16 protein-coding genes and 2 tRNA genes are annotated in these 21,177 nt (G+C 46.7%); 9 read left to right on the top strand and 9 right to left on the bottom strand.

The window, feature by feature from the left end; all coding sequences use genetic code 11:
* The first annotated feature begins 113 nt into the window (after positions 1–113).
* Together ACMXI2_RS05860 and bioA are read left to right on the top strand one after the other, a co-directional pair.
* Positions 114–2,513: an ATP-binding protein gene (locus ACMXI2_RS05860; RefSeq protein ID WP_483780763.1), complete on the top strand. Its 2,400-nt coding sequence runs from the start codon at positions 114–116 to the stop codon at positions 2,511–2,513.
* A gap of 45 nt (positions 2,514–2,558) precedes the next feature.
* Positions 2,559–3,839: an adenosylmethionine--8-amino-7-oxononanoate transaminase gene (bioA, locus tag ACMXI2_RS05855; RefSeq protein ID WP_483780762.1), complete on the top strand. Its 1,281-nt coding sequence runs from the start codon at positions 2,559–2,561 to the stop codon at positions 3,837–3,839.
* Between the two features lie 54 nt (positions 3,840–3,893).
* On the opposite strand, the gene ACMXI2_RS05850 is transcribed toward bioA, so the two are convergent.
* The 5 genes from ACMXI2_RS05850 to sppA form a co-directional block, all read right to left on the bottom strand.
* On the bottom strand, positions 3,894–4,388 hold the full coding sequence (locus ACMXI2_RS05850; RefSeq protein WP_483780761.1) for a DUF2911 domain-containing protein: 495 nt from the start codon (positions 4,386–4,388) through the stop codon (positions 3,894–3,896).
* A 104-nt stretch (positions 4,389–4,492) separates the two neighbouring features.
* Positions 4,493–5,023, bottom strand: coding sequence for an SRPBCC family protein (locus ACMXI2_RS05845; protein ID WP_483780760.1), 531 nt, complete (start codon positions 5,021–5,023; stop codon positions 4,493–4,495).
* Positions 5,024–5,035: 12 nt separating this feature from the next.
* Positions 5,036–5,566, bottom strand: a complete 531-nt coding sequence (locus ACMXI2_RS05840; protein ID WP_483780759.1) for an SRPBCC family protein — start codon at positions 5,564–5,566, stop codon at positions 5,036–5,038.
* Positions 5,567–5,605: 39 nt separating this feature from the next.
* On the bottom strand, positions 5,606–6,712 hold the full coding sequence (locus ACMXI2_RS05835) for an ABC transporter permease (RefSeq protein WP_111580041.1): 1,107 nt from the start codon (positions 6,710–6,712) through the stop codon (positions 5,606–5,608).
* 270 nt (positions 6,713–6,982) lie between these two features.
* Positions 6,983–8,734, bottom strand: a complete 1,752-nt coding sequence (gene sppA, locus ACMXI2_RS05830; RefSeq protein ID WP_483780758.1) for a signal peptide peptidase SppA — start codon at positions 8,732–8,734, stop codon at positions 6,983–6,985.
* Positions 8,735–8,820: 86 nt separating this feature from the next.
* Between sppA and folK the strand changes: the two genes are divergently transcribed.
* Together folK and ACMXI2_RS05820 are read left to right on the top strand one after the other, a co-directional pair.
* Positions 8,821–9,306: a 2-amino-4-hydroxy-6-hydroxymethyldihydropteridine diphosphokinase gene (gene folK, locus ACMXI2_RS05825; protein ID WP_483780757.1), complete on the top strand. Its 486-nt coding sequence runs from the start codon at positions 8,821–8,823 to the stop codon at positions 9,304–9,306.
* Between the two features lie 16 nt (positions 9,307–9,322).
* Complete coding sequence (locus ACMXI2_RS05820) at positions 9,323–9,952, top strand: deoxynucleoside kinase (RefSeq protein WP_483780756.1); 630 nt, start codon at positions 9,323–9,325, stop codon at positions 9,950–9,952.
* Between the two features lie 190 nt (positions 9,953–10,142).
* On the opposite strand, the gene ACMXI2_RS05815 is transcribed toward ACMXI2_RS05820, so the two are convergent.
* Complete coding sequence (locus tag ACMXI2_RS05815; protein ID WP_483780755.1) at positions 10,143–11,396, bottom strand: BaiN/RdsA family NAD(P)/FAD-dependent oxidoreductase; 1,254 nt, start codon at positions 11,394–11,396, stop codon at positions 10,143–10,145.
* Positions 11,397–11,518: 122 nt separating this feature from the next.
* Between ACMXI2_RS05815 and ACMXI2_RS05810 the strand changes: the two genes are divergently transcribed.
* On the top strand, positions 11,519–13,978 hold the full coding sequence (locus ACMXI2_RS05810; protein ID WP_483780754.1) for an MG2 domain-containing protein: 2,460 nt from the start codon (positions 11,519–11,521) through the stop codon (positions 13,976–13,978).
* A gap of 210 nt (positions 13,979–14,188) precedes the next feature.
* On the opposite strand, the gene aspA is transcribed toward ACMXI2_RS05810, so the two are convergent.
* Positions 14,189–15,592 (bottom strand): aspartate ammonia-lyase, encoded by a 1,404-nt coding sequence (gene aspA, locus ACMXI2_RS05805; RefSeq protein ID WP_483780753.1) that lies wholly within the window; start codon positions 15,590–15,592, stop codon positions 14,189–14,191.
* A 136-nt stretch (positions 15,593–15,728) separates the two neighbouring features.
* On the opposite strand from aspA, the gene ACMXI2_RS05800 reads away from it, so the two are divergent.
* On the top strand, positions 15,729–16,829 hold the full coding sequence (locus ACMXI2_RS05800) for a lipase family protein (protein ID WP_483780752.1): 1,101 nt from the start codon (positions 15,729–15,731) through the stop codon (positions 16,827–16,829).
* On the opposite strand, the gene ACMXI2_RS05795 is transcribed toward ACMXI2_RS05800, so the two are convergent.
* Together ACMXI2_RS05795 and ACMXI2_RS05790 are read right to left on the bottom strand one after the other, a co-directional pair.
* Complete coding sequence (locus ACMXI2_RS05795; RefSeq protein ID WP_483780751.1) at positions 16,826–17,368, bottom strand: hypothetical protein; 543 nt, start codon at positions 17,366–17,368, stop codon at positions 16,826–16,828. The two genes, ACMXI2_RS05800 and ACMXI2_RS05795, sit on opposite strands and share 4 nt — an antisense overlap.
* A 250-nt stretch (positions 17,369–17,618) precedes the next feature.
* Entirely contained in the window at positions 17,619–18,824 is a 1,206-nt protein-coding gene (locus tag ACMXI2_RS05790; RefSeq protein ID WP_483780750.1) for a hypothetical protein, read from the bottom strand.
* 431 nt (positions 18,825–19,255) lie between these two features.
* Between ACMXI2_RS05790 and ACMXI2_RS05785 the strand changes: the two genes are divergently transcribed.
* The 3 genes from ACMXI2_RS05785 to ACMXI2_RS05775 all read left to right on the top strand — a co-directional run bounded on the left by ACMXI2_RS05785 (position 19,256) and on the right by ACMXI2_RS05775 (position 21,017).
* Positions 19,256–19,329 (top strand) — tRNA-His (locus ACMXI2_RS05785).
* A gap of 128 nt (positions 19,330–19,457) precedes the next feature.
* Positions 19,458–19,531: transfer RNA gene (locus ACMXI2_RS05780), tRNA-His, on the top strand.
* A gap of 133 nt (positions 19,532–19,664) precedes the next feature.
* On the top strand, positions 19,665–21,017 hold the full coding sequence (locus ACMXI2_RS05775; RefSeq protein ID WP_483780749.1) for a tyrosine-type recombinase/integrase: 1,353 nt from the start codon (positions 19,665–19,667) through the stop codon (positions 21,015–21,017).
* The last annotated feature ends 160 nt before the right edge of the window (positions 21,018–21,177 follow it).

The following is a 21,177-nucleotide window of genomic DNA, read 5'->3' as shown; positions in this document are numbered from 1 at the left end:
TCTCCGGTTAATTCCCTAAATTTATTTTCCCGGTACTATCTTAACTATGTAACTACACCGGTATTCATAACCTGGCCTCTTTTTTAACACCGAATATTAAACCAACATCGCTCATGCTGGCTACTGCAGCGCTGCGTCAACAAAAGTTACTGGACATCATTGGTAGCATTCCTGCAGATTATACCATGCAGGAACATCCCGTTAATGCCGTTCAGCAACTGTTAGAACAACTGATGGAACTAACAGGCAGCACCTACGGTTTTGTGGGAGAATTGAAGAAAAGCGATACGCCTTCACAACTGCATACCATTACCATCATTAATCATGCACCAGAACACAGCTGGAACTTCACGCCTGCCCTGCAGGAGGTAGCTTCCTCCGGGCAACCGCTGATAGTGCCGGCAGGAGATAGCACGCCCCCATTCATCGGGTTACCGGTTGCCTGCCAGCAGCAGGTGCTGGCCATAATAGGACTGGCAGGCAGCACCGGCGGCTACCCGGCAGATACGGTTACTTTCCTGCAACCGCTGCTGCAAATATTAGGACATCTTCATTTTCACGCCCTCCGGGAAAGGGAAACCAGGCAGCTGCAAACCGCTTTTACCCGGCTAAAATCAGAATGGGATTTGCTGATGCTTACCCTGGATGATATTTTATTTGAGATGAATGACCAGAAGATCTTTACCGGGATATGGTGCAGCAACGACAACCTGTTGTTCCGGCCCCGGGAAGAAGTGATCGGCAAAACCATTAAGGAAGCACTGGGCGAGCATGCCGGCACTTTTGACCGGCTGACAGATAAACTACTGGAAACAGGAGAAAACCAGGAATTTGTGTATCCGGATATCAGGCAGGGGCAACAAAACTGGTACCAGCTGAAATTACGGCTGATCAAGGATAAGCCGCCTGCCCCACGGCGCATCCTGCTGATGATCCGGAATATCTCGGAAATAGAAAAAAAGAACAACAGCTACCTGCAGGCACAATCTGAACTCCACCGGAGTAACCAGCTTCTGGGTATCTGCCAGCAGATGGGTAAAATGGGCGGATGGGAATTCAATGTAGCCACCGGCGAAACTTACTGGACCCGCGAAGTGTATGAACTGGGAGAAGTGCCGCACGACCACCCCCTCACCTTTCATTCGTCCGTTGAGTTTTATCATCCGGACGACCGTCCCGTTTTCATTGCCGCCAGGGAAGCGCTGATCCATCATAAAACACCGTTCGACCTGGAACTACGGCACCTTTCCGCCAAAGGCAAACTCACCTGGATGCGTACCATTGGAAGGGCTGTATTTGATAATCATGGTCAACTCACGCACTTCAGGGGCATTATCATGGATATTACTGATAAGAAAGATACTGAACTGGCGCTCACTACTGCCCGCGACACCGCACAGAAAGCCGCGCAATCGAGAAGTGATTTCTTATCCGTAATGAGCCACGAAATCCGTACGCCCCTCAATGCGATTATCGGCATCGCCGGTATCCTGGGGGAAAACCCGGCGGCAGAACAGGCGGAAGTGGTGCGCAACCTGGAATTCTCTGCCCATCACCTGCTTGGCCTGATCAATGATATCCTCGACTTTAGCAAAATGGAAGCGGGGAAAATTGAACTGGAAAATATCCCGTTTGATCCGGAAGCCCTGCTCACAGGCATTATGCGTAACTACCAACCAATGGCGGCCGGCAAGGGCATTGAACTGATTTCCCGGCTTGATCATTTGCCCGCCACACTAAAGGGCGACCCGGTAAGATTATCGCAGGTGCTCAATAACCTGTTGAACAATGCCGTCAAATTTACCAGCACGGGATCCGTCACACTGGATGTACGCCGGAAAAATACTGCCGCCGGCGCCTGTACCCTTTCCTTTACCGTAAAGGATACCGGCGTGGGCATTGTTCCCGAAATGCAGGCTAAAATATTTGATACGTTTGTACAGGAAGATTCTGCTACTACACGCCATCATGGCGGCACAGGGCTTGGACTCGCTATCACCAAAAAACTGGTGGCGCTCCACAACAGCAACATCATCCTGGAAAGTAAAAAAAATGAAGGCACTACCTTCCGTTTTGATATCAGCTTTACAATACCTGAAACAGCGCGCAGTCCTATGCACCAGAAAAATAAACACCGGGAAGGCTATCTGAAAAATATGAAGCTACTGGTAGTAGAAGATAATTCCATCAATATCCGCATCCTTGAATTGCAGCTGAAAAATTCAGGTGCGCAGATTGAAACGGCCAGCAATGGCAAACTGGCACTACAAAAAATACAGCAGCAATCTTTTGACGGCATTATCCTTGATCTGCATATGCCGGAGATGAATGGTTATGAAACGATTCCACACATTCAACACCTGCAGCCGGATGCTTTTATCATTGTATTAACGGCAGACATTATGCCGGAGGTAACTGAACGGCTGGCCCGTTTGCATGTAAAAGATATGCTGCCCAAACCATACGCAGCAGAGGATCTTCTGGAGATGCTGGAGCGGCACCGGAAAACATAACCCGCATTTATAGTACCTTCGCGCCTGCACCAACAGCCAGCAATTATGCAAACATCTTCTTTGTCGGCCCGTGATCTGGACGTGATCTGGCACCCCTACACTCAAATGCAAACCGCACCTGCACCCATAGGCATTGTACGCGGGGAGGGGGCTTTACTTTTCGATGAAAACAATAACAGCTATATAGATGCCACCTCCAGCTGGTGGGTGAATATTCACGGTCACGCGCATCCGCATATTGCGCAGCAGCTGGCCGCACAGGCGCTCCAACTGGAACACTGCATTTTTGCCGGGTACACTCATCCCCCGGCTGTTCATCTTGCAGAGAGATTACTACCGCTTCTTCCTGCCAACCAACGCCGCGTTTTTTATTCAGACAATGGCTCTACAGCTATAGAAGTGGCCCTGAAAATGGCTATCCAGTACTGGGATAACAAGGGCGTACCCAAACATAAGATCCTGGCTTTTCACAATGCCTATCACGGCGATACTTTCGGCGCCATGAGCGTGAGTGGCAGAAGTGTGTTCACCCGCGTTTTTGATGACCGCCTGTTTGATGTTCAGTTCATTGAAGTACCCACTGCGGAAAACATCTCCCAAATAATAAACAACATCATTGCACTGCAACCGGAAGATATTGCCGCTTTTGTTTTTGAACCGCTGCTCCAGGGCTCCGGTGGTATGGTGATGTATGATGCAGCCGCCTTTGAACAGCTGCTGCAGTTTTGCGCCACTAAAAATATACTGCTGATTGCAGATGAAGTGATGACCGGCTTTGGCAGAACCGGGAAAAATTTTGCGATGGAATACCTGCAAACGCCGCCGGATATTGTTTGTCTTTCCAAAGGACTCACCGGCGGCACAATGGCGCTGGGCGTAACTACCAGTACCGCGGCTGTGTATGAAGCCTTTCTTTCCAATGATAAGCTGAAAACATTATTTCACGGGCATTCTTTCACCGCCAACCCGCTGGCCTGCACAGCCGCACTGGCCAGCCTGGATCTGTTTACGGATCCCGCCTGCGTGGCCAACCGGGAACGCATACACGAAAAGCATGCGGCCTTTTTAAAAGAATTGTTTACTTACACTATTATAAAAAACCCAAGACTGCTGGGTACCATCCTGGCGTTTGAAATAGTAACGGCTAACGCCGACGGTTACACGAATGCATTGGCAGATGAACTGCATCGCTTCTTCCGGGCTAAAAGAGTAATGCTGCGCCCGCTGGGGAATACCCTTTATATATTGCCGCCCTACTGCATCACCAACGGGCAGCTGGAGGAAGTGTACAACAGTATCCGGGAACTGGTGGCTACCTTGTCATAATAAAAAAGGGCGCAGACGCCGTGTCTGTGCCCCTGATATTTTTCCCGGTTGTGGTTATTTAACCGGTACAGATACTTTAGTGTCATCCCACTCAAATACCACGGCGTTACCAGGTAAAGTGAAGGTGAGTTTTTCTACCGGTGTAGACAGTGCTTCGCGTGGTACTTTCACGGATACTACGTCTTCGCCTTTGTTCTTGTCGTAATCATAAGCGCCCCATTGACCCAGTTTACCATTCAGGATAACGGTCCAGGTTTTAGGATCAGGAATGGAGAAGAAAGTGTAAGTACCTGCTTTTACAGGTTTGCCACCAAATACCACGTCTTTGCTGAAGGTGATCTGGGTGGCCTCATCAGCGCCGGTACGCCATACTTTTCCAAATGGTTCCAGTTTGCCAAAGATTTCGCGGCCTTTCTTGGAAGGCTGGCCGTACACTACTTTGATACCGTTGGCTTCTACTGTAACGTGGGGGCTTTTACGTGCCTTCTCCTGAGCAAAAACGAGGCTGGTAAAGGCCAGAAATAAGGTTGCCAAAAAGAAATGTTTCATTTTTTTAGTTTTTTCTGTAAGAAGTTGTTGAGATACGACAACAATTTAAATCATAAAAACCATCGTAAACAAAACTATTGGATCAATGGTAAAATAACTCCATATTATTTCCCTTCGCAGATCCGGCTCAGCTTTGTCAATCCGTCGTTCATGGCGGGGCCGTATACCCTGTCGGCTACAAATCCCCTTAATTTCCACCACGGCAACATGCCCAGTTTAATTTCCATATGCCAGAAAATGGCAGTGGCTTTGCCATCCGGCGTTGGCTTCAGTTCTATGCCCCCTTTTACAGGACGCACGCTTTTAATGTCGAGCAGGTAATGAATCCCTTTGGCAGGATCACTGTCCAGTACCGTTACCTTACCGCTGTTGAGTTGTCCATCCCAGCTGTACCAGGCGCCGGCTCCGGAGGGCGGATCGGAATATACCAGGGTGGCGGTGGTATCGGGGCGGGTCCAGGGGTTCCAGGCATCCCAGGCTTTGAGGTTACTGATATGTGCGTATACCGTGTCAATAGGCGCCCGGATAACACCTGTACGCTCTACCACTGCGGTAGAAGGAAATGCCAGCGACAACCCGAAAATCACCACGCCTAAAATGATCACACTGATCAGTAACAACTTAATAAACCGCATAGAAAAAATATATTATCCTTTAAGGAGCCGTTTTATGTTTGCCAGTCCTTTCTCAAAATCCTTTCCTACCCATTTGTCCATCATCAGCCCCATCACTTTCCGGATGGGGTGTTGCCCCATATCGCACACCATTCCCCAGGTAACCAGGGTGCCTCCATTTACAGGATCCAGCCGGAAATAGCCTTTGGTAAGGCCCATGCCCATAAAATCGATGTGGGTGGCCACCTGCTGATCGGGTTTGGATTCCGTGATGGTCATATGCCCCTTTCCCACGTTCCGGTTGCGGCTTTCCCAGCTGTAACCGGCGCCCACGCCACTTTCCTTCTCCCCGTAAGTAATTTTAACATTGGGGTCCTGTTCTTTCCAGGGCGACCATAGCTCCCAGTTACGGGCTACGTTCACCAGCGGGAAAATATCTCCCGGCGCAGCCGTTATTACCAGCGAACGCTCTACCTTGATGGCAGAAGACAGGAATAAACTGAAAATGAAAAGCCCCAGCACAAGGACAATGAACGCACCCAGGATAATGAAAAAGGCTTGCATGTGACTGGATTTAGGTATCACAAAGCTAACGAAATCGCCTTATTCCCACTTGAATACTTTCACGGCTACCGCATATACGACAACACCCCATAAAGTAAGGATGGCAATATCCCAGCCTACGTGCCAGAGATGCAGCCCTTCAAAGGCCACTTTTCTCAGGGCGTCTATCAGGTAGGTGAGCGGCATGATCTTACAGATCGGCTGCAGCCAGCCCGGGAAGGAATCTATCGGGAAAAAGGTGCCCGCCAGCAGGAACTGCGGCAGGGTAACGATATTGGCCAGCGGCGGAATAGTGCTCTCATTTTTGGCCAGGCTGCTCACCACAAAGCCAAAACCCATGAATACCAGCAGCCCGAATACCGACAATACCAGCATTTCCAGGAAGGTGGCAAAGCCATGTACCAACGTAAAGCCAAAGGCAAAATGCCCCAGCGCAATGATCACCACGGAGCTGATGAGCTGGAAGATCATCCGGCTCAGTGCCTCGGCCAGTACAATATAGGTGCGTTTGATGGGCGTGGCGAAAAAACGCTTGAGTACCAGCGTTTGGCGCATATTATAAAACAGGAAAGCCGTACCAAAAACAGCAGCGCTCATCAGGGCAAAGCCCAGCTGACCCGGTAAAATAAAGTCGATGGTCTTAAATTCGCGCCCCGGTACCTCTGTTTGTGTAAAAGTGGCTACCGTAGGGCGTTTATAGGTTTCATCATCCAGTTTGCCGGCGATGCTTTTCAGCACCGATAACAGGGTTACTTTTTTTGCCGCATCGGAGGCCGTAGAGGTCCGGATATTAATATCATAAGCAGTTACATGATCAGCCCCCTCTTTTGGCACAATGTTCAGAATGGCCACCAAACGGCCTTTCTTCAGATCATCTTCCATTTCCGCTTCGGGCTGATCGGTGACCAGCTTCAGCGTTCCGGCATGCGACAGCTCCTGGTAATACCTGCTGGTGATATCAGTCCGCCGGTCCACCCCCACTTTAACGGAAACAGTACTTTTACCAATAAACCCAAACACCAGGATAAATACCAGCGGAAAACCCAAACTAAACACCACTGCGGAAGGACTACGGAAAATACCTCTTAAACTTCCTTTCGTAATGGCCAGCATGGCCCTCAACTGACTGTACTTAGCTCCATTCATCTGATTCTGCTATTTTAAAAACCGGCAGTAAAACTACAACGTTTTTCCAGCTTTTAGTAAAAAATGCAACGGAGGTTGTCTTTTTCAGGATTAAGCTGATTATACTGATTTAGGGATTTGATCACTTTGGATTTAAAATGATTTTGGGAGATATAAGCGAAAATATCCGCTTATATCTCCCAAAATCATTTTAAATCATTTATAAAATCTCAAAAGTAAAATCAATGAAATCAGTATAATCAGCTTAATCCTGAGAAAGACAAAATACGCTTAGAAGCTGTATTTAAATGGCATCCTCGCCTGGATATCGCCGTGTAACGCCTGTACGTCCTTTACCTGCTGGTAAATTTCGTAGTTGGCGCCCAGTTCCTGCTTCACCATCTGCGCGCGTACATCGCCGCCAAAGGTTTTTATCAGTTTGCTGAGAGGATCCTTCACTTCGGGATATTCGCGTAAGCGGTATTCCGATAGTTTAGCCAGCTTTGCGGCACAGGCCAGCGCTTCCTTAATACCACCGATACGATCTACCAATCCGAGTTCCTTTGCCCGCAAACCACTCCATACGTGCCCCTGGGCAATGCTGTCCACGATAGCGGGGGGCAGTTTCCTGCCGGCTACCACCCGTGATTTGAAAGAAGCATAGGTGCTGTCAACACCATTCTGGATAAAGCGTTTCTCTGCTTCGGTAAGCGGACGGCCCACAGAACCAAGATCTGCATAAGGAGCGGTTTTAACGCCGTCGAAGGTAACACCCACTTTATTTTTGAAGAAATCCTGCATATTGAACATCACACCGAATACGCCGATAGAACCCGTTAAGGTATTGGGTTCCGCAAAAATGCTGTCGGCCATACAGGAGATATAATAACCGCCGGATGCTGCATAGTCGCCCATAGACACCACTATCGGTTTCACTTTCTTAGCCAGCGACAATTCACGCCAGATTACTTCAGATGCCAGTGCGCTGCCGCCGCCGGAGTTCACCCGGAACACAATTGCCTTTATATTTTTATCTTCACGGGCTTTGCGGATCTCACGGATGTAGTCCTCGCTCGCAATGGTTTTATCCCGGTCTGATTCTCCGCCTATGATATCGCCCTGGGCATAGATCAGTGCTATCCGTCCTTCGCCGCTGCCGGAAGAAAGGTCAGTACCACTGTTATATTTTCCGAGGGTTACCAGGTTTACCTTCTCATCCTGTTTAATGCCCGTTTTGCTTTTCAGTTCTGCTATCAACTCATCATCATACTTTAAACCGTCTACCAGTTTATATTTCAGTGCATCGGCCGGTTCCTGGATGAGGTTTTCATTGGCATAGCCATGCAAGGTAGCTGTATCAATGTTACGTGCAGTGCCTATTCCTTTCAGGAAGGTGCCATACAGTTCTCCCAGGAACTGAGTGGTTTGTATGCGGTTGGCGGCTGTCATCTGGGTTTCGCGCAGCGGCTCTGTAGCGCTTTTGAATTTTCCGCAGTAAAAAATTTCCGGTTTGATTTCCAGTTTATCCAGGGTTCCTTTCAGGAACGCTATCTGGCTGGCGAAACCGGTAAACTCGACCCCGCCTTTGGGGTTCAGGTAAACTTTGTCTGCCGCGCTGGCCAGGTAATAGGCGTTCTGGTCCATCACTTCCCCGTATGCGTACACAAATTTTCTGGACTTCCGGAAACGGAGGAGCGCATTGCGCAATTCCTCTGTGCTGGCAAAGCCCTTAGGGTTACCGTTTACTTTCAGATAAATACCTTTGATGTTGTCGTCACCGGCAGCGTTCTCTATCAGTCTTACCATCTGGTACAAACCGGGAGTCTCTGCCGATTCGTCGCCCATCAGTTTGCCAAGTGGGTTAACTACATTCTGTTCGTTGTACGACTGCCCTGTTTCGAGCACCAGTACACTATTTGGGGAAATTGTTACCTTTTCAGGGGTAATGGCCCTTCCTATCATTATCAGCAATATAAAGAAGCATATTGCCGTAAATGCTACGAATGCAAGGAATGCGGCCAGGAAAACTTTAAAGAAACGCATACTTTTTTGTTAAGATGAAACTGAGATGGAAAGATACATTTTTTCAAAAATAAGGAATATGGCTACTTTTGAGTCCTGAAATATACATGAATACAGCAATATTACTTATAGGTGGCAATTTAGGTGATCGTACCGGGAACCTGCAAAAGGCGGTACAATTGATTGCTGAAACAGCCGGAGAGGTGGTACAAACCTCGGCCTTATACCAGACCGCTCCCTGGGGAGCCGTGGATCAACCGGACTACCTGAACCAGGGAGTGGAGATCCGCACACCATTGGATGCACTAACGTTATTGCATACACTTTTGGAGATAGAAAGAAAGATCGGCCGTATCCGCCAGGAGAAATGGGGATCGAGGGTAATTGATATCGACCTGATCTTTTTCAACGACAACATTCATTCCCTGCCGGATCTGAAAGTACCGCATCCGCGGATGCATCTGCGGCAGTTTGTACTGGTGCCTTTAATGGAAATTATCCCGGATTATATGCACCCCGTGTTGCATAAAACCGTGAGGGAGCTGGCAGCCAGCTGCCCGGATACATTACCTGCAAACCGTTACCAGGATTAATTTTAAACCCATTTTCATGCACTATAAATTTATTACGGTAGAAGGAAATATTGGCGCCGGCAAAACTACGCTGGCCAACATGCTCGCTACCCATTTCTCTGCAAAACTGATATTGGAAGAATTTGCAGATAATCCATTTCTCCCTCTTTTTTATGAACGCCCGCAGCAATACGCTTTCCCGCTGGAACTGTTCTTTATGGCGGAACGGTATAAACAACTCAAGGAAATGCTGCAGTCGCAGGACCTTTTCAGCGATGTGATCATTTCCGATTACCTCTTCATTAAAAGCCTGCTGTTTGCAAAGATCAATTTACCGGAAGAAGAATATTCCCTTTACCAGAAACTTTTCGACATCATCAATCCCCAGCTGGTGCAGCCAGAGCTGCTGATCTTCCTGAATGCGCCGGTTACAAAACTGCAGGAAAATATCCGTCACCGCAACCGCTCCTACGAGCAGCAAATACCCGACGAATACCTGCTGAATGTGCATGATATGTACATGCAGTATATCAAGCAACATCCTGTACGCACACTGGTGGTGGATACTACCAAAGTGGATTTCCTGCGGCAGCCGGAAGACTTCGACCACCTGCTGCTGGCGCTGGAAAAGGAGTACGAGCCGGGGGTGCATTACCTCAAACTATAATGGGGTTCAGCGCGGATTTTGTCTTTCTCTGGATTAGACTGATTTTATTGATTTAGGGATTTGATCACTTTGGATTTAAATGATTGGGGGAGATATAAGCGGATATTTTCGCTTATATCTCCCCCAATCATTTAAAATCCTTTATAAAATCCCAAAAATAAAATCAAGCAAATCAGTATAATCAGCGTAATCAGTGGGAAAGACAACCTCCGCACCGCTGGGCTATGGCAGTAGCGGCAACAAAGCCGCTTGTCCATGCGTGCTGGAAGTTGAAGCCGCCGGTAATGCCGTCTACATCCATTACCTCGCCGGCGAAAAACAGGTTGGGTACCAGCCGGCTTTCCATTGTGGCCGGGTCTATTTCACTGAGCGTGATGCCGCCGCAGGTAACAAATTCCTCTTTAAAGGTAGTTTTACCTTTCACCGGGAATTCCATGCTTACCAGCAGCTTCATTAAACGGTTCTGGTCTTTTGCCGGAACGTCCGCCCATCTCATTTCTTCAGAAATTCCTACCTGTTGCAACAGGAATTGCCATAAACGCTGTGGTAAACTGAAAGGATTTTTATTATATATCTTCTGCTTTCCTAATTCAAAACGCAGGTCCTGCCAGTGTTCCCGCAGGGTATTTTCATTGTAGGCAGGAATCCAGTTAACGATAGCGGTAAAAGTATATTGCAGCTGCTGCAGTTCCCGGGCGCCCCAGGCCGACAAGCGCAATACAGCCGGGCCACTCATGCCCCAATGGGTGATCAGCAAAGGGCCTTGTTCCTGTAGTTTGGTACCGGCTACTTTCACCTGTGCATTGGTGGCTACCCCCATCAGGCCCGTAACAGGGTTGCCCGGCATATTAAAAGTAAACAGGGAGGGCGCGGGCGGCACAATGCTATGACCCGTTTGTTCCAGCCAGGCAAACTTGCCAGCCTGCGCGTAGCCTCCGGCGGCAATACATAAATAGTCGGCGGTGAGCGCAGGGCCTTGCTGCAATTGCAGCTGCCAGCGCCCATCACTGCCCTTTTTAAAGGAAATTACTTCTGTATTGGTACGGATGTTAAGATGATATTTATCTGCTTCCCGCAGGAGGCAGTCGATGATCGTTTGGGAATTATCTGTTACCGGGAACATCCGGCCATCGTCTTCCGCCTTCAGGGGTACCCCTCTTTCCCCAAACCAGGAGATGGTATCGGGAACAAAGAACCGGGAAAACGACTTCTTTACAAAGTTCTGGCCGCGGGGATAGCGTTTAGCCATATACGTAATGTCAGGCGCATTGTGGGTTACATTGCACCGCCCGCCGCCACTCACCTTCACCTTCGATAACAGCTTGCCTGTTTTTTCCAGCAATACCACTTCCAGTTGCGGGCATAGGCGGGCCGCATTTACCGCACAAAAAAAACCGGCAGCACCGCCACCAGCTATCACTAAACGTTTCTTTCCTGAACTCATTAAAATCTTGTTAAAACCGTAGGTTGAACACGCAATAATAACAAACCTGCCGTAATCTTACTGATTAAATCTTCCAAAGTTTATATTTTTGACATATATTATACCCGCTCAAACTATATTGCATGCAATCGAACCTGAAGAAAAAGCGACAACATCTGAAATGGATAATACCAGCCGTTATGTTAAGCGGCGTAATGAGTGCATTGGCTGTACAAACGCGTCCTACTGACTGGTCCGACCGCATTATAAAGGCACTACAAACCTTCGGCAACCGTTACCCGGCCGAAAAAGTATATCTGCATCTTGATAAGGACTACTATGCAGCCGGTGAAACCATCTGGTTCAAAGCCTATCTCACCCTGCAGGGCATGCCTGCCACCACCGCCACCAACCTGTACGTGGAGCTGCTGGATAAAAACAATAACATTGTGCAGAAGAAACTGTTTGCTGTTGGCAACGCCGGCGCCCCCGGTAACTTCGATCTGCCGGAAACGCAAAAAGCAGGCGTATACCAGCTAAGGGCTTATACCGCCTGGATGCTCAACTTTGATCCCGCATTCAGTTATACCCGGACCATAGAAATCTTTGATCCATCCAAAAAAACACAACCGGAAGCCGATAGCGCCACCACGCCCGATTTTGCCGTACAGTTTTTCCCCGAAGGCGGCAACCTGATCGTGGGTCAGCCTAATGTAGTAGCCTTTAAAGCTATCGATAACAATGGTTACCCGGTAGAAGTGTCCGGCGCCGTAAAAGACGCCAAAGGCGCCAGCAGCGCAGTGATCAAAACCCTGCACGATGGTATGGGATCTTTCGAGATCACTCCCGCCAATGCACAGGACATCTTCCAGGCAACTGTAAAAAACAATAAAGGACAAACCAAAACGGTGGCCCTCCCCGCAGCGGTGGCTGCCGGCGCCTCCCTGAAAGTATTCAATAAAGGCAGCCGGATCTTTTACCAGGCCGTACCCGGCAACGTAGCCGATACCTCCGTAAACGATCTCGTGATCATTGCCCAGATGGGTAGCCAGCTGGTGTACAAAGCCAACCTGGATATCGGGGAAGGCCGCATCAGCGGATTTATCCCCGCTGATCATCTTCCATCAGGTATCATCCAGATCACTCTTTTTGCTAAATCAGGCATGCCGCTGGCAGAACGCCTTGCCTTCGTCCGCAAAAATGACCTGATGCAGATAGATGTACTGGATGCAGACACTCACAAGGAACCCAGAACAAAAAATGCCTTTGAACTGAGATTACCCGATACCATGCAAACAAATATCTCTGTAGCCATTACGGATGCAGACGCGGTACCGGTAGATAAAAATTCCAATAACATCATCTCTACTTTCCTGCTCACCTCCGATATCAAAGGTTATATCTACAATCCATCGTGGTATTTCCGTAATGACGCCGACTCCACGCTGAAAGGTCTGGACCTGGTGATGATGACCAACGGTTGGAGACGTTTCAGCTGGGAAAAAATCATCAATAACGAATTCCCCGAAGTCAGGTTCCCATACGAACAGGGATTACTGATGAAGGGAATAGCCACCATGCTCAATGGACGCCCGATGCCTACCGGTAAACTGGATATGATCATCCGTCTCCCGATAGACAGCTCCTCCATGTTTGCCTCTACTCCCATCAACGACAAAGGGCAGTTTGAGATGGCCAACATGGTATTCCCGGATACCGCTTACATCTACTACCAGGGCAACGACCTCGTGAAAAAAGGCGTGGATGTAAACGTGAAATTCGATAATCACTTCTTTGAACGTCCTACACAAATTAAAATTCCTTACCCGCTGCGCATACCGCCTGCGGTAGATAATAACGCGCTGAAACAATTCCTCGCCAATGCGGCGGAAGGCAATAAGGTAAACCGCTCCATCAATAATAAAACGGTGTACCTGCAGGAAGTAAACGTAAATGCGAAAAAAGTGAAGCCGGAAGAAACCACGGAAAAACGTTATGCTTCCGGTATGTTCTCCGGCGGTGATGGCTACTCCTTCGATTTAACAAAAGAAACGCCCATTGCACTCAACGTATTCCAGTACCTGCAATCCAAAGTAGCAGGGCTGCAGATTACAGGCGATTATAACAATCCAACGCTTTCCTGGCGCGGTGGCGCACCGGGATTATACCTCAATGAAATGCAGTCGGATGTAAGTATGCTGAGCACCCTCTCCATCCAGGATATTGCGCTCATCAAAGTATTCCGTCCTCCGTTTATGGGTGGCTTCGGCGGCGCCAATGGCGCTATTGCGGTATACACCAAAAAAGGCGGCGATAATTCACCTAAAAATGATCCAAGTATCAGGGGCTTTAAATTGTATAAAAAAGCGGGTTACCAGATCGTGAAACAATTCTATTCGCCGGACTACTCCGTGAAAAAAGAAGTACACGCATTACCTGATAAACGCCTTACGCTTTACTGGAATCCCAACGTAGCCATAGACACACTGACGCACACCGCCAGGGTGGAATTCTACAATAATGATTTCACCAAACGTTTTCGTTTAGTCGTGGAAGGTATAGGTGAAGATGGCAGTGTAGGCCGGCTGGAACAGGAGTTCTAATGCGGAATTTGTCTTGGCTCAGGATTACGCTGATTATACTGATTACCTTGATTTTTGCTTTTTGGATTTTATAAATGATTTTAAATGATTAGGGGAGATACAAGCGAATATATCCGCTTATATCTCCCCTAATCATTTAAAATCAAAAGTGATCAAATCTGAAAAATCAGTATAATCAGCGTAATCCTGAGCCAAGACAAATTCCGCGTTTTATTGTATAAACTGGGGTCTGATAAGGTTGTCGAAAGTGAAAATTTCATCCCACTTTTCCTGGGTCACCCATTTCTTTTCTTTTACAGCGAGGTCGTGTACCGACTTACCCGTTTCCAAAGCTTCTCTTGCGATAGCAGAACATTTTTCGTATCCGATGATCGGGTTGAGTTGCGTTACAATACCGATGCTTTGCATCACCATCTCCCTTGTACGGTCGGCATTGGCGGTGATGCCTGCCACGCATTTGTCTTTCAGCGCCCTGCATGCATTATTCATATAGGTGATGGCAGTGAACAGCGCAAACGCAATGGTAGGCTCCATTACATTCAGTTGCAGCTGACCGGCTTCTGCTGCCATTGTTACCATCAGGTCGGCGCCAATCACATAGAAAGCCGTTTGGTTCACTACTTCCGGGATCACGGGGTTTACTTTTCCCGGCATGATGGATGATCCCGGCTGCATGGGCGGGAGGTTAATTTCGTTCAGCCCTGTCCGTGGTCCGGAGGAAAGCAGCCTCAGGTCGTTACATATTTTAGAGATCTTTACCGCCGTACGTTTCAGCACACCAGACAATTGTACATATGCGCCGGTATCTACAGTGGCTTCAATAAGATCTGCCGCCAGCACAAGATCCAGGCCGGTAATAGCCGCCAGGTGTTTGGTTACCAGGTCTGAATATCCTTTGGGGGCATTTACTCCTGTACCAATGGCAGTAGCCCCCATATTGATTTCAGAGATGAGACGTTTGCTGTCTTCCACCCTGGATAATTCTTCATTGATGTTGGTAGCGAAAGCTTTGAACTCATCGCCCATACTCATGGGCACGGCGTCCTGCAACTGGGTACGGCCCATTTTCAGTACGTTTTTAAACTCCTCTCCTTTCGCCTGGAAAGCTTCACCCAGTTCACCCAGGGTTAATTTGTAGCCGGTGAGTTTATTGATCAGCGCAATGCGGAAAGCGGTAGGATATGCGTCGTTGGTGGATTGTGAGCAGTTCACATGATTATTGGGATGACAGAATTCATACTGCCCCTTTTCTTTACCCATCATTTCAAGCGCCACGTTGGCAATTACTTCGTTGGCATTCATGTTTACAGAAGTACCTGCACCACCCTGTATCAGATCGCTGAGGAACTGGTCATTAAATTCACCTGCAATTACGCGGTCGGATGCTTTGATGATGTATTCTGCAATATTTTTATCGAGTACGCCGAGGTCGCGGTTGGCCATAGCAGCGCCTTTCTTCACATAGCCCAGGGCCTGCACAAACATGGGTTCCACTTTGAGGGGAATACCGGTAATATGAAAGTTTTCTATTGCACGAAGGGTTTGAATACCATAGTATACATCCTGCGGTATTTCTTTTTCTCCCAGGAAATCATGCTCAATTCTCTTTGCCATATTTAAAGTAATTTAGGCCTGAAAGTTAAACGGATTTAGAACAATGAAAGCATCTCAATTGTTTTATTTTATCTTAAAGTGCAGCGCTTTTGTTACTATTCATTTGTAATTGGTCATTTATAATTTGCTATTTTCTATGGAGTTTCGTATTTCTCTGCTCTCTTTTCTAATTTTATTTTCCGTAAGAAGTAATTGTTTTGCGCAGCACCTGTCACCCAATTTCAATGCCGTTGAATACGGTGAGTTGCTGAAGCTGGCGGAACGCTCCAGGGACACCCTGTGGACCAAAGTAAAAAGTAGCGCGCCCGTTGATTGTGAGCTGGTATACCGTTCTCCGGAATCAGGATTGGTAAACCGCTGGGATCTCTGGAAAAGAAAAGACAATGTAGGCATCATCTCGATCCGTGGCACCAATGGCACAGCCGCTTCGTGGCTGGAAAATTTCTACGCCGGCATGATACCTGCACAGGGCGTCGTGAAATTAAATGACAGCACCACCGTACCCTACAAAGTGGCAGAAGACCCCAGGGCCTGTGTGCATGCCGGGTGGATGCTGGCGGTGGCGGCTATGGGACCGGAAATGATACAAAAGATCAATGAGTACTATCAGCAAGGCATACACGAATTTATCATTTTCGGGCATAGCCAGGGAGGCGCCATTTCTTTTTTAATGCGTTCCTATTTTCAATATACGCCCGGTTTGCCGAAGGACATTACTTTTAAAACATACGCCAGTGCAGCGCCCAAGCCGGGCAACCTCTATTATGCGTACGACTTCGATTTTATTTGCCGCGATGGCTGGGGACTGCGTGTAGTGAATGTGCGCGACTGGGTACCGGAAACACCCTTCTCTTTGCAAACAACACGCGACTTTAATACCGTGAATCCGTTTACTGATATCAAAGGCGCATTAAAGAAGCAGAAATGGCCGGTACGGGGTGCGTTGAATTATATGTACGGCCGGCTGAACCGTCCTTCCAAAAGGGCTTCCAGACGCATGCAGCGGGTATTGGGCAACTTCGCCTACAAGCGGGTAAAAAAAATACTGCCGGAGTATCAGCAACCGGATTTTGTGGCCAGTCACAATTATACGCCGGCAGGTACGCCGGTGATCTTACATCCCGTGAACGGTTATGATGAAAAGTTTCCGTTCGACGGAAAAAATATCTTCATTCATCATTTTCCGGGGACCTACCGGTGGGAACTGGAACAGATCTATCATATAGACGCCCATTAATCATTACCGCTTTTCTCGCCGGTAAACCAGTGTTCCTTATCCCTGAATAATACATTGAAAGTAGTGAGCGACCCATAGATGCGGGTAATGTATTGCTGCATATTCACCTTTTCTTCATCGGTGAGTACTTTATGGCTGTTGATGTTTTGCTCCAGTACGCGGAGGCGGTCGCGCAGCATCACTATTTTATGGAAGAAGGTATCGATGGGCAGCTCTTTTGCTTTCAGCGTGGTATCACCGGGTTGAAGAATAAGGGTACCACCTTTCCAGCGGTCGCCCAGCGGCACTACTTCCGAAATACCTCCCCAGAGGCGCAGGATCTTCAGCAGCGACGTTTCCACATCTGAAGCAGTTTCCACTTCCGGGGTTACATTTTCTGCCACCAGTACTTCAAACAATGGGTCTGTTTTATCGATCATCTTAATACCATGATCCATAAACGTAACGCGGTACTGGGCATATTTAACAGCCACAATAACACCCTGGCCAAAATGTGCGTGCTGTACCCGGGAGCCAACACCGAGAGTTAATTCTTCCATTTCTTTTTACGTAAACATAAATAATTCCGCGGAAATTGTCTTTCGCGGGTTTTGTCTTTCCCAGGATTACGCTGATTATACTGATTTAGGGATTTTACCTTTTGGATTTTATAAAGGATTAAAAAAGATCAGGGGAGATATAAGCAAAAATATCCGCTTAAATCTCCCCAAATCATTCAAAATCCAAAATGGTCAAATCCCTAAATCAGTATAATCAGCGTAATCCTGGGAAAGACAACCTTCGCGCGCGTTATTCCTTTACCTTATTAAGGAAGTACGATAGCTTAAACAACAGCTCATCCTGCAAACCTGCGCGCAGTTTGGCTTCCTCGTCCGTGATACCTAAACGGCGGAGGCGTTGGTAATATACATAAGAGCCGCCGATCAGTTCCAGGCATTCCTGTATTTTACGTTTTACTTCTGCTTCTTTGGTTCTTTTTTCAAATTCTTTTTTTGTAAGAATTTTATCTACAAAGTAGAAATGGTCTTTATCTTCCACCCATTTATTTCCTTCCCTGTGCTGGGGTTTATATACTTCCAGGTAGCAGTTATCCAGTTTCAATACATCGCCGAATTCAGCGCGTATATCTATTACCGTTGGTTTCTCCGCAGATGGATTAGCCAGGCGTTTTTTAATATGATTGCTGATTTCAACCCCCAGTTCATCGCTGCTCATCAGGATCTGGTTCAGTTCTGAAAATTCCAGGCTGATAGTGATGCGGGCATATCCCCTGCCGCTCTTTATTTTACCAAACAGGCTGGGAGTGGTTTGTTCATCAAAGATGATATCTTCCACCTGTACTTTGGTAATGGTTTTATAGTTGGGTGTATAACCATCTTCCAGTGGTGTAGCACGTTTATTCACCAACCTGGATGGTTCCTGGCGGCGGGTAAACTGAATGAACTCGTCAATAAAGCGCAGCTCATGTTTCTTCAGTTTAGTGTACAGTTCGTGGGTGGTATGGTTATGTATTTTACTGAGCAGCATCAGGTCGTTCCAGCTGTCAAAATGCTGCATTTTCTTCAATTCATCGAGGATATCCCCGGCGGCCATATTGCGGCGGTAAAAAAGCTCTCCAATGAGGAATAAAGCATATTCCTGTGCCGGGTATCCCAGCTCGGGCAACACATCGTAAGCGCTGCGTTTTTGTTCGCGGGCGCTTTCAAGCAGGTCAATGTCGGACATAACAGGCGCCAATAGGTACTTACGTGCGGCCGTGCGTAATTTTTTACTTACATAATCCAGCAACTGGTCACTCACATGGCCATGATGCACGAAATCATGCAGTATCTGCACAAAGCGCCGGGATGTAGGCAATCCAAATTGTGAAAGAATATCGTTTTCCATGTCCAGCACGTCCTCAAAACCAGGCTCCTCCTTTCCAGGCTTCACCCGTTGGTCCATTTGCTGGTAACGCTGATAGTACTCCTGCAACTTCAGTTTAAGCTGATCCATAATATATATACAGTTAAATATTAAATACTTGTTTTATTTCAGTTAGTAGAAAAAGGGATTTTGTTAAATATTTCCTGTCTTGGTTAACTTATCCGGACTAAAGGGCATTAAATCGCCTGAAATCAGGGATTTCTTTGATGCCATAAAATAACATCCTACTGATTATTAATCACTTATAAAAATGGGAATGGAATGGGAAAGTGCGCAAAGATACACCTTTTCCGGAAGTTCCAATAGAGGCGCTTGTTAATGTTAGGAACGGTTCTTTTTAACAAATGAAAACGATTTTAATATTGGGTTTCATTTGCAGAATATGATCTATGTGTAATCCCTTGAAGTTTTTTTATTCAAAGTATTTGGAATTTAAAAATAGTTTCGCTTATCTTTGCACTCCCAACAACGAAATAATACACGAAATTAAAGATAAAACGGTGGTTGTAGCTCAGTTGGTTAGAGCATCAGATTGTGGTTCTGAGGGTCGAGGGTTCGAAACCCTTCAATCACCCAAAAAACAAAAAAGGCTTCTGTAAAAAGAAGCCTTTTTTAATTTCAAAAAGTATTAAAAAATTCTTGGCCAGATAAAAGTTTCACTTATATTTGCACTCCCAAAAACGGGGTAACCCGTTGAACACGGTGGTTGTAGCTCAGTTGGTTAGAGCATCAGATTGTGGTTCTGAGGGTCGAGGGTTCGAAACCCTTCAATCACCCAAAGCCTGGGATTCAACAAGAGTAAGGATCTCAGGCTTTTTTCTTTTCAATTGTCAATAACATTTGTTAATCATTCAGGAACAGTTTCAGGAACGAATCCAGGAACAGTTTCAGGAACAAATTGTTATTACAATGGCCGCAAAGAAAAACACGCCAAAGAGAAAGTACATTATTCTCCCTAACGGTTGTTACCGTACACCTTTTAAAATCATCCCCTCAGATTGGAACAAATCAACCGCCAGTACTAAGGAGCCCTGGCTACTTTACTACCGGTATTACGATCCCAACGTTAAGTATGATCCAAAAGATCCATCAACTAATCCACTCCAGCGTCTTCGGGGGATGAATAAATTTCATGATCTTGAACAGAGACGTGCTGAAACAGAGAACCTTATCGCAGGTGAAAGTGATTTAGTTGACAAGATGTTATATAATCCCATCACTAAAAAGTACGATAACTCCTTTCTACCGGATTCTCCAGAATTAAATCCAACGGATATTACAGAGGATACGCTTCTCAATATAGCATTACAGTGGGCATATGATCACGGCGATTTGTCGGTTGATTTTAAAGTCGATTTAAAGTCAAAACTCAAATATTTTAAGCTGGCGGCCACTAAACTAGGATATGGTGACATGCCTGTTAAAGAGATCCGCAGGAAACACATTAAGAAAATACTCGATGCCGTCGGCATTGAGAAACTGAATACCATTACGGTAGATAAGAAAGGTAATAAAAAACCAGGTGTGTGGACGGCTAGCCTTTACAATCATTTTTTGGGTAATATGGGAAGCCTTTTTAAAATTCTTGATGAATACGAGGTGACAGATCACAATCCCACACACGGGATAACAAAGAAAAAAGAGATCAAAAAGATTAGGGCAACACTATCTGACGAAGAACGCATAAAAGTACACCGCTTCCTAATCCTTCACTTTTATACATTTTGGCGCTTCGTTCAAATCTTCTTCCACAGTGGGGCGCGACGTAAAGAGCTAATGAATGTGAAAAAAAGCGATGTTGATTTAAATAATCAAAGGTTCAAAGTAACAACGCTTAAAGGAGGTCTATACAAAGAAGTTTGGAAACCCATAAAGGATATAGTATTACCACTTTGGAAGGAGTTGATGTATAAAGCAAAGATAGATGACCATCTTTTCGGCAAAGGTCTACACCCTTCAGCTGCCGCGATACTGCCATCACAGGTTACAAAGCGATGGAAGCGCCATGTAAAGAATAAACTTGGCGTTGAAGCTGATTTATACAGCTTGCGTCACCTCAATTTCACTGAGATGATGGATCTGCTGTCAGAAACTACGGAGATTAGAAAAGCACAAGAGATCGTAATAAAGTCATCATCACACACAACAACGAAAATGCTGGACACTGTCTATGATGTACGATCACAACTCAGGAAGGATAATCGCATAAAAGGAATGGCTAATACATTCGCAGAGGAAAAAGAGGCGGATGCTACGCCGTGATTTTACTATTTTCGGCAAATGAGAGAGATATGTTTCGATGCAGTAGTGGGTGAAAGGCGCTTTAAGGTGGAAATATGCGAGGTAAGTGGTACCGGGGGATTAGTACATTTAATCATAAATGCCCGTTGGTATGGCCAATTTGTCAAAAGAGCTGGCGAGT

This window comes from Chitinophaga sp. G7 BAM 1005, from assembly GCF_057126945.1.
This window is presented reverse-complemented; position numbering and strand designations above follow the sequence as displayed.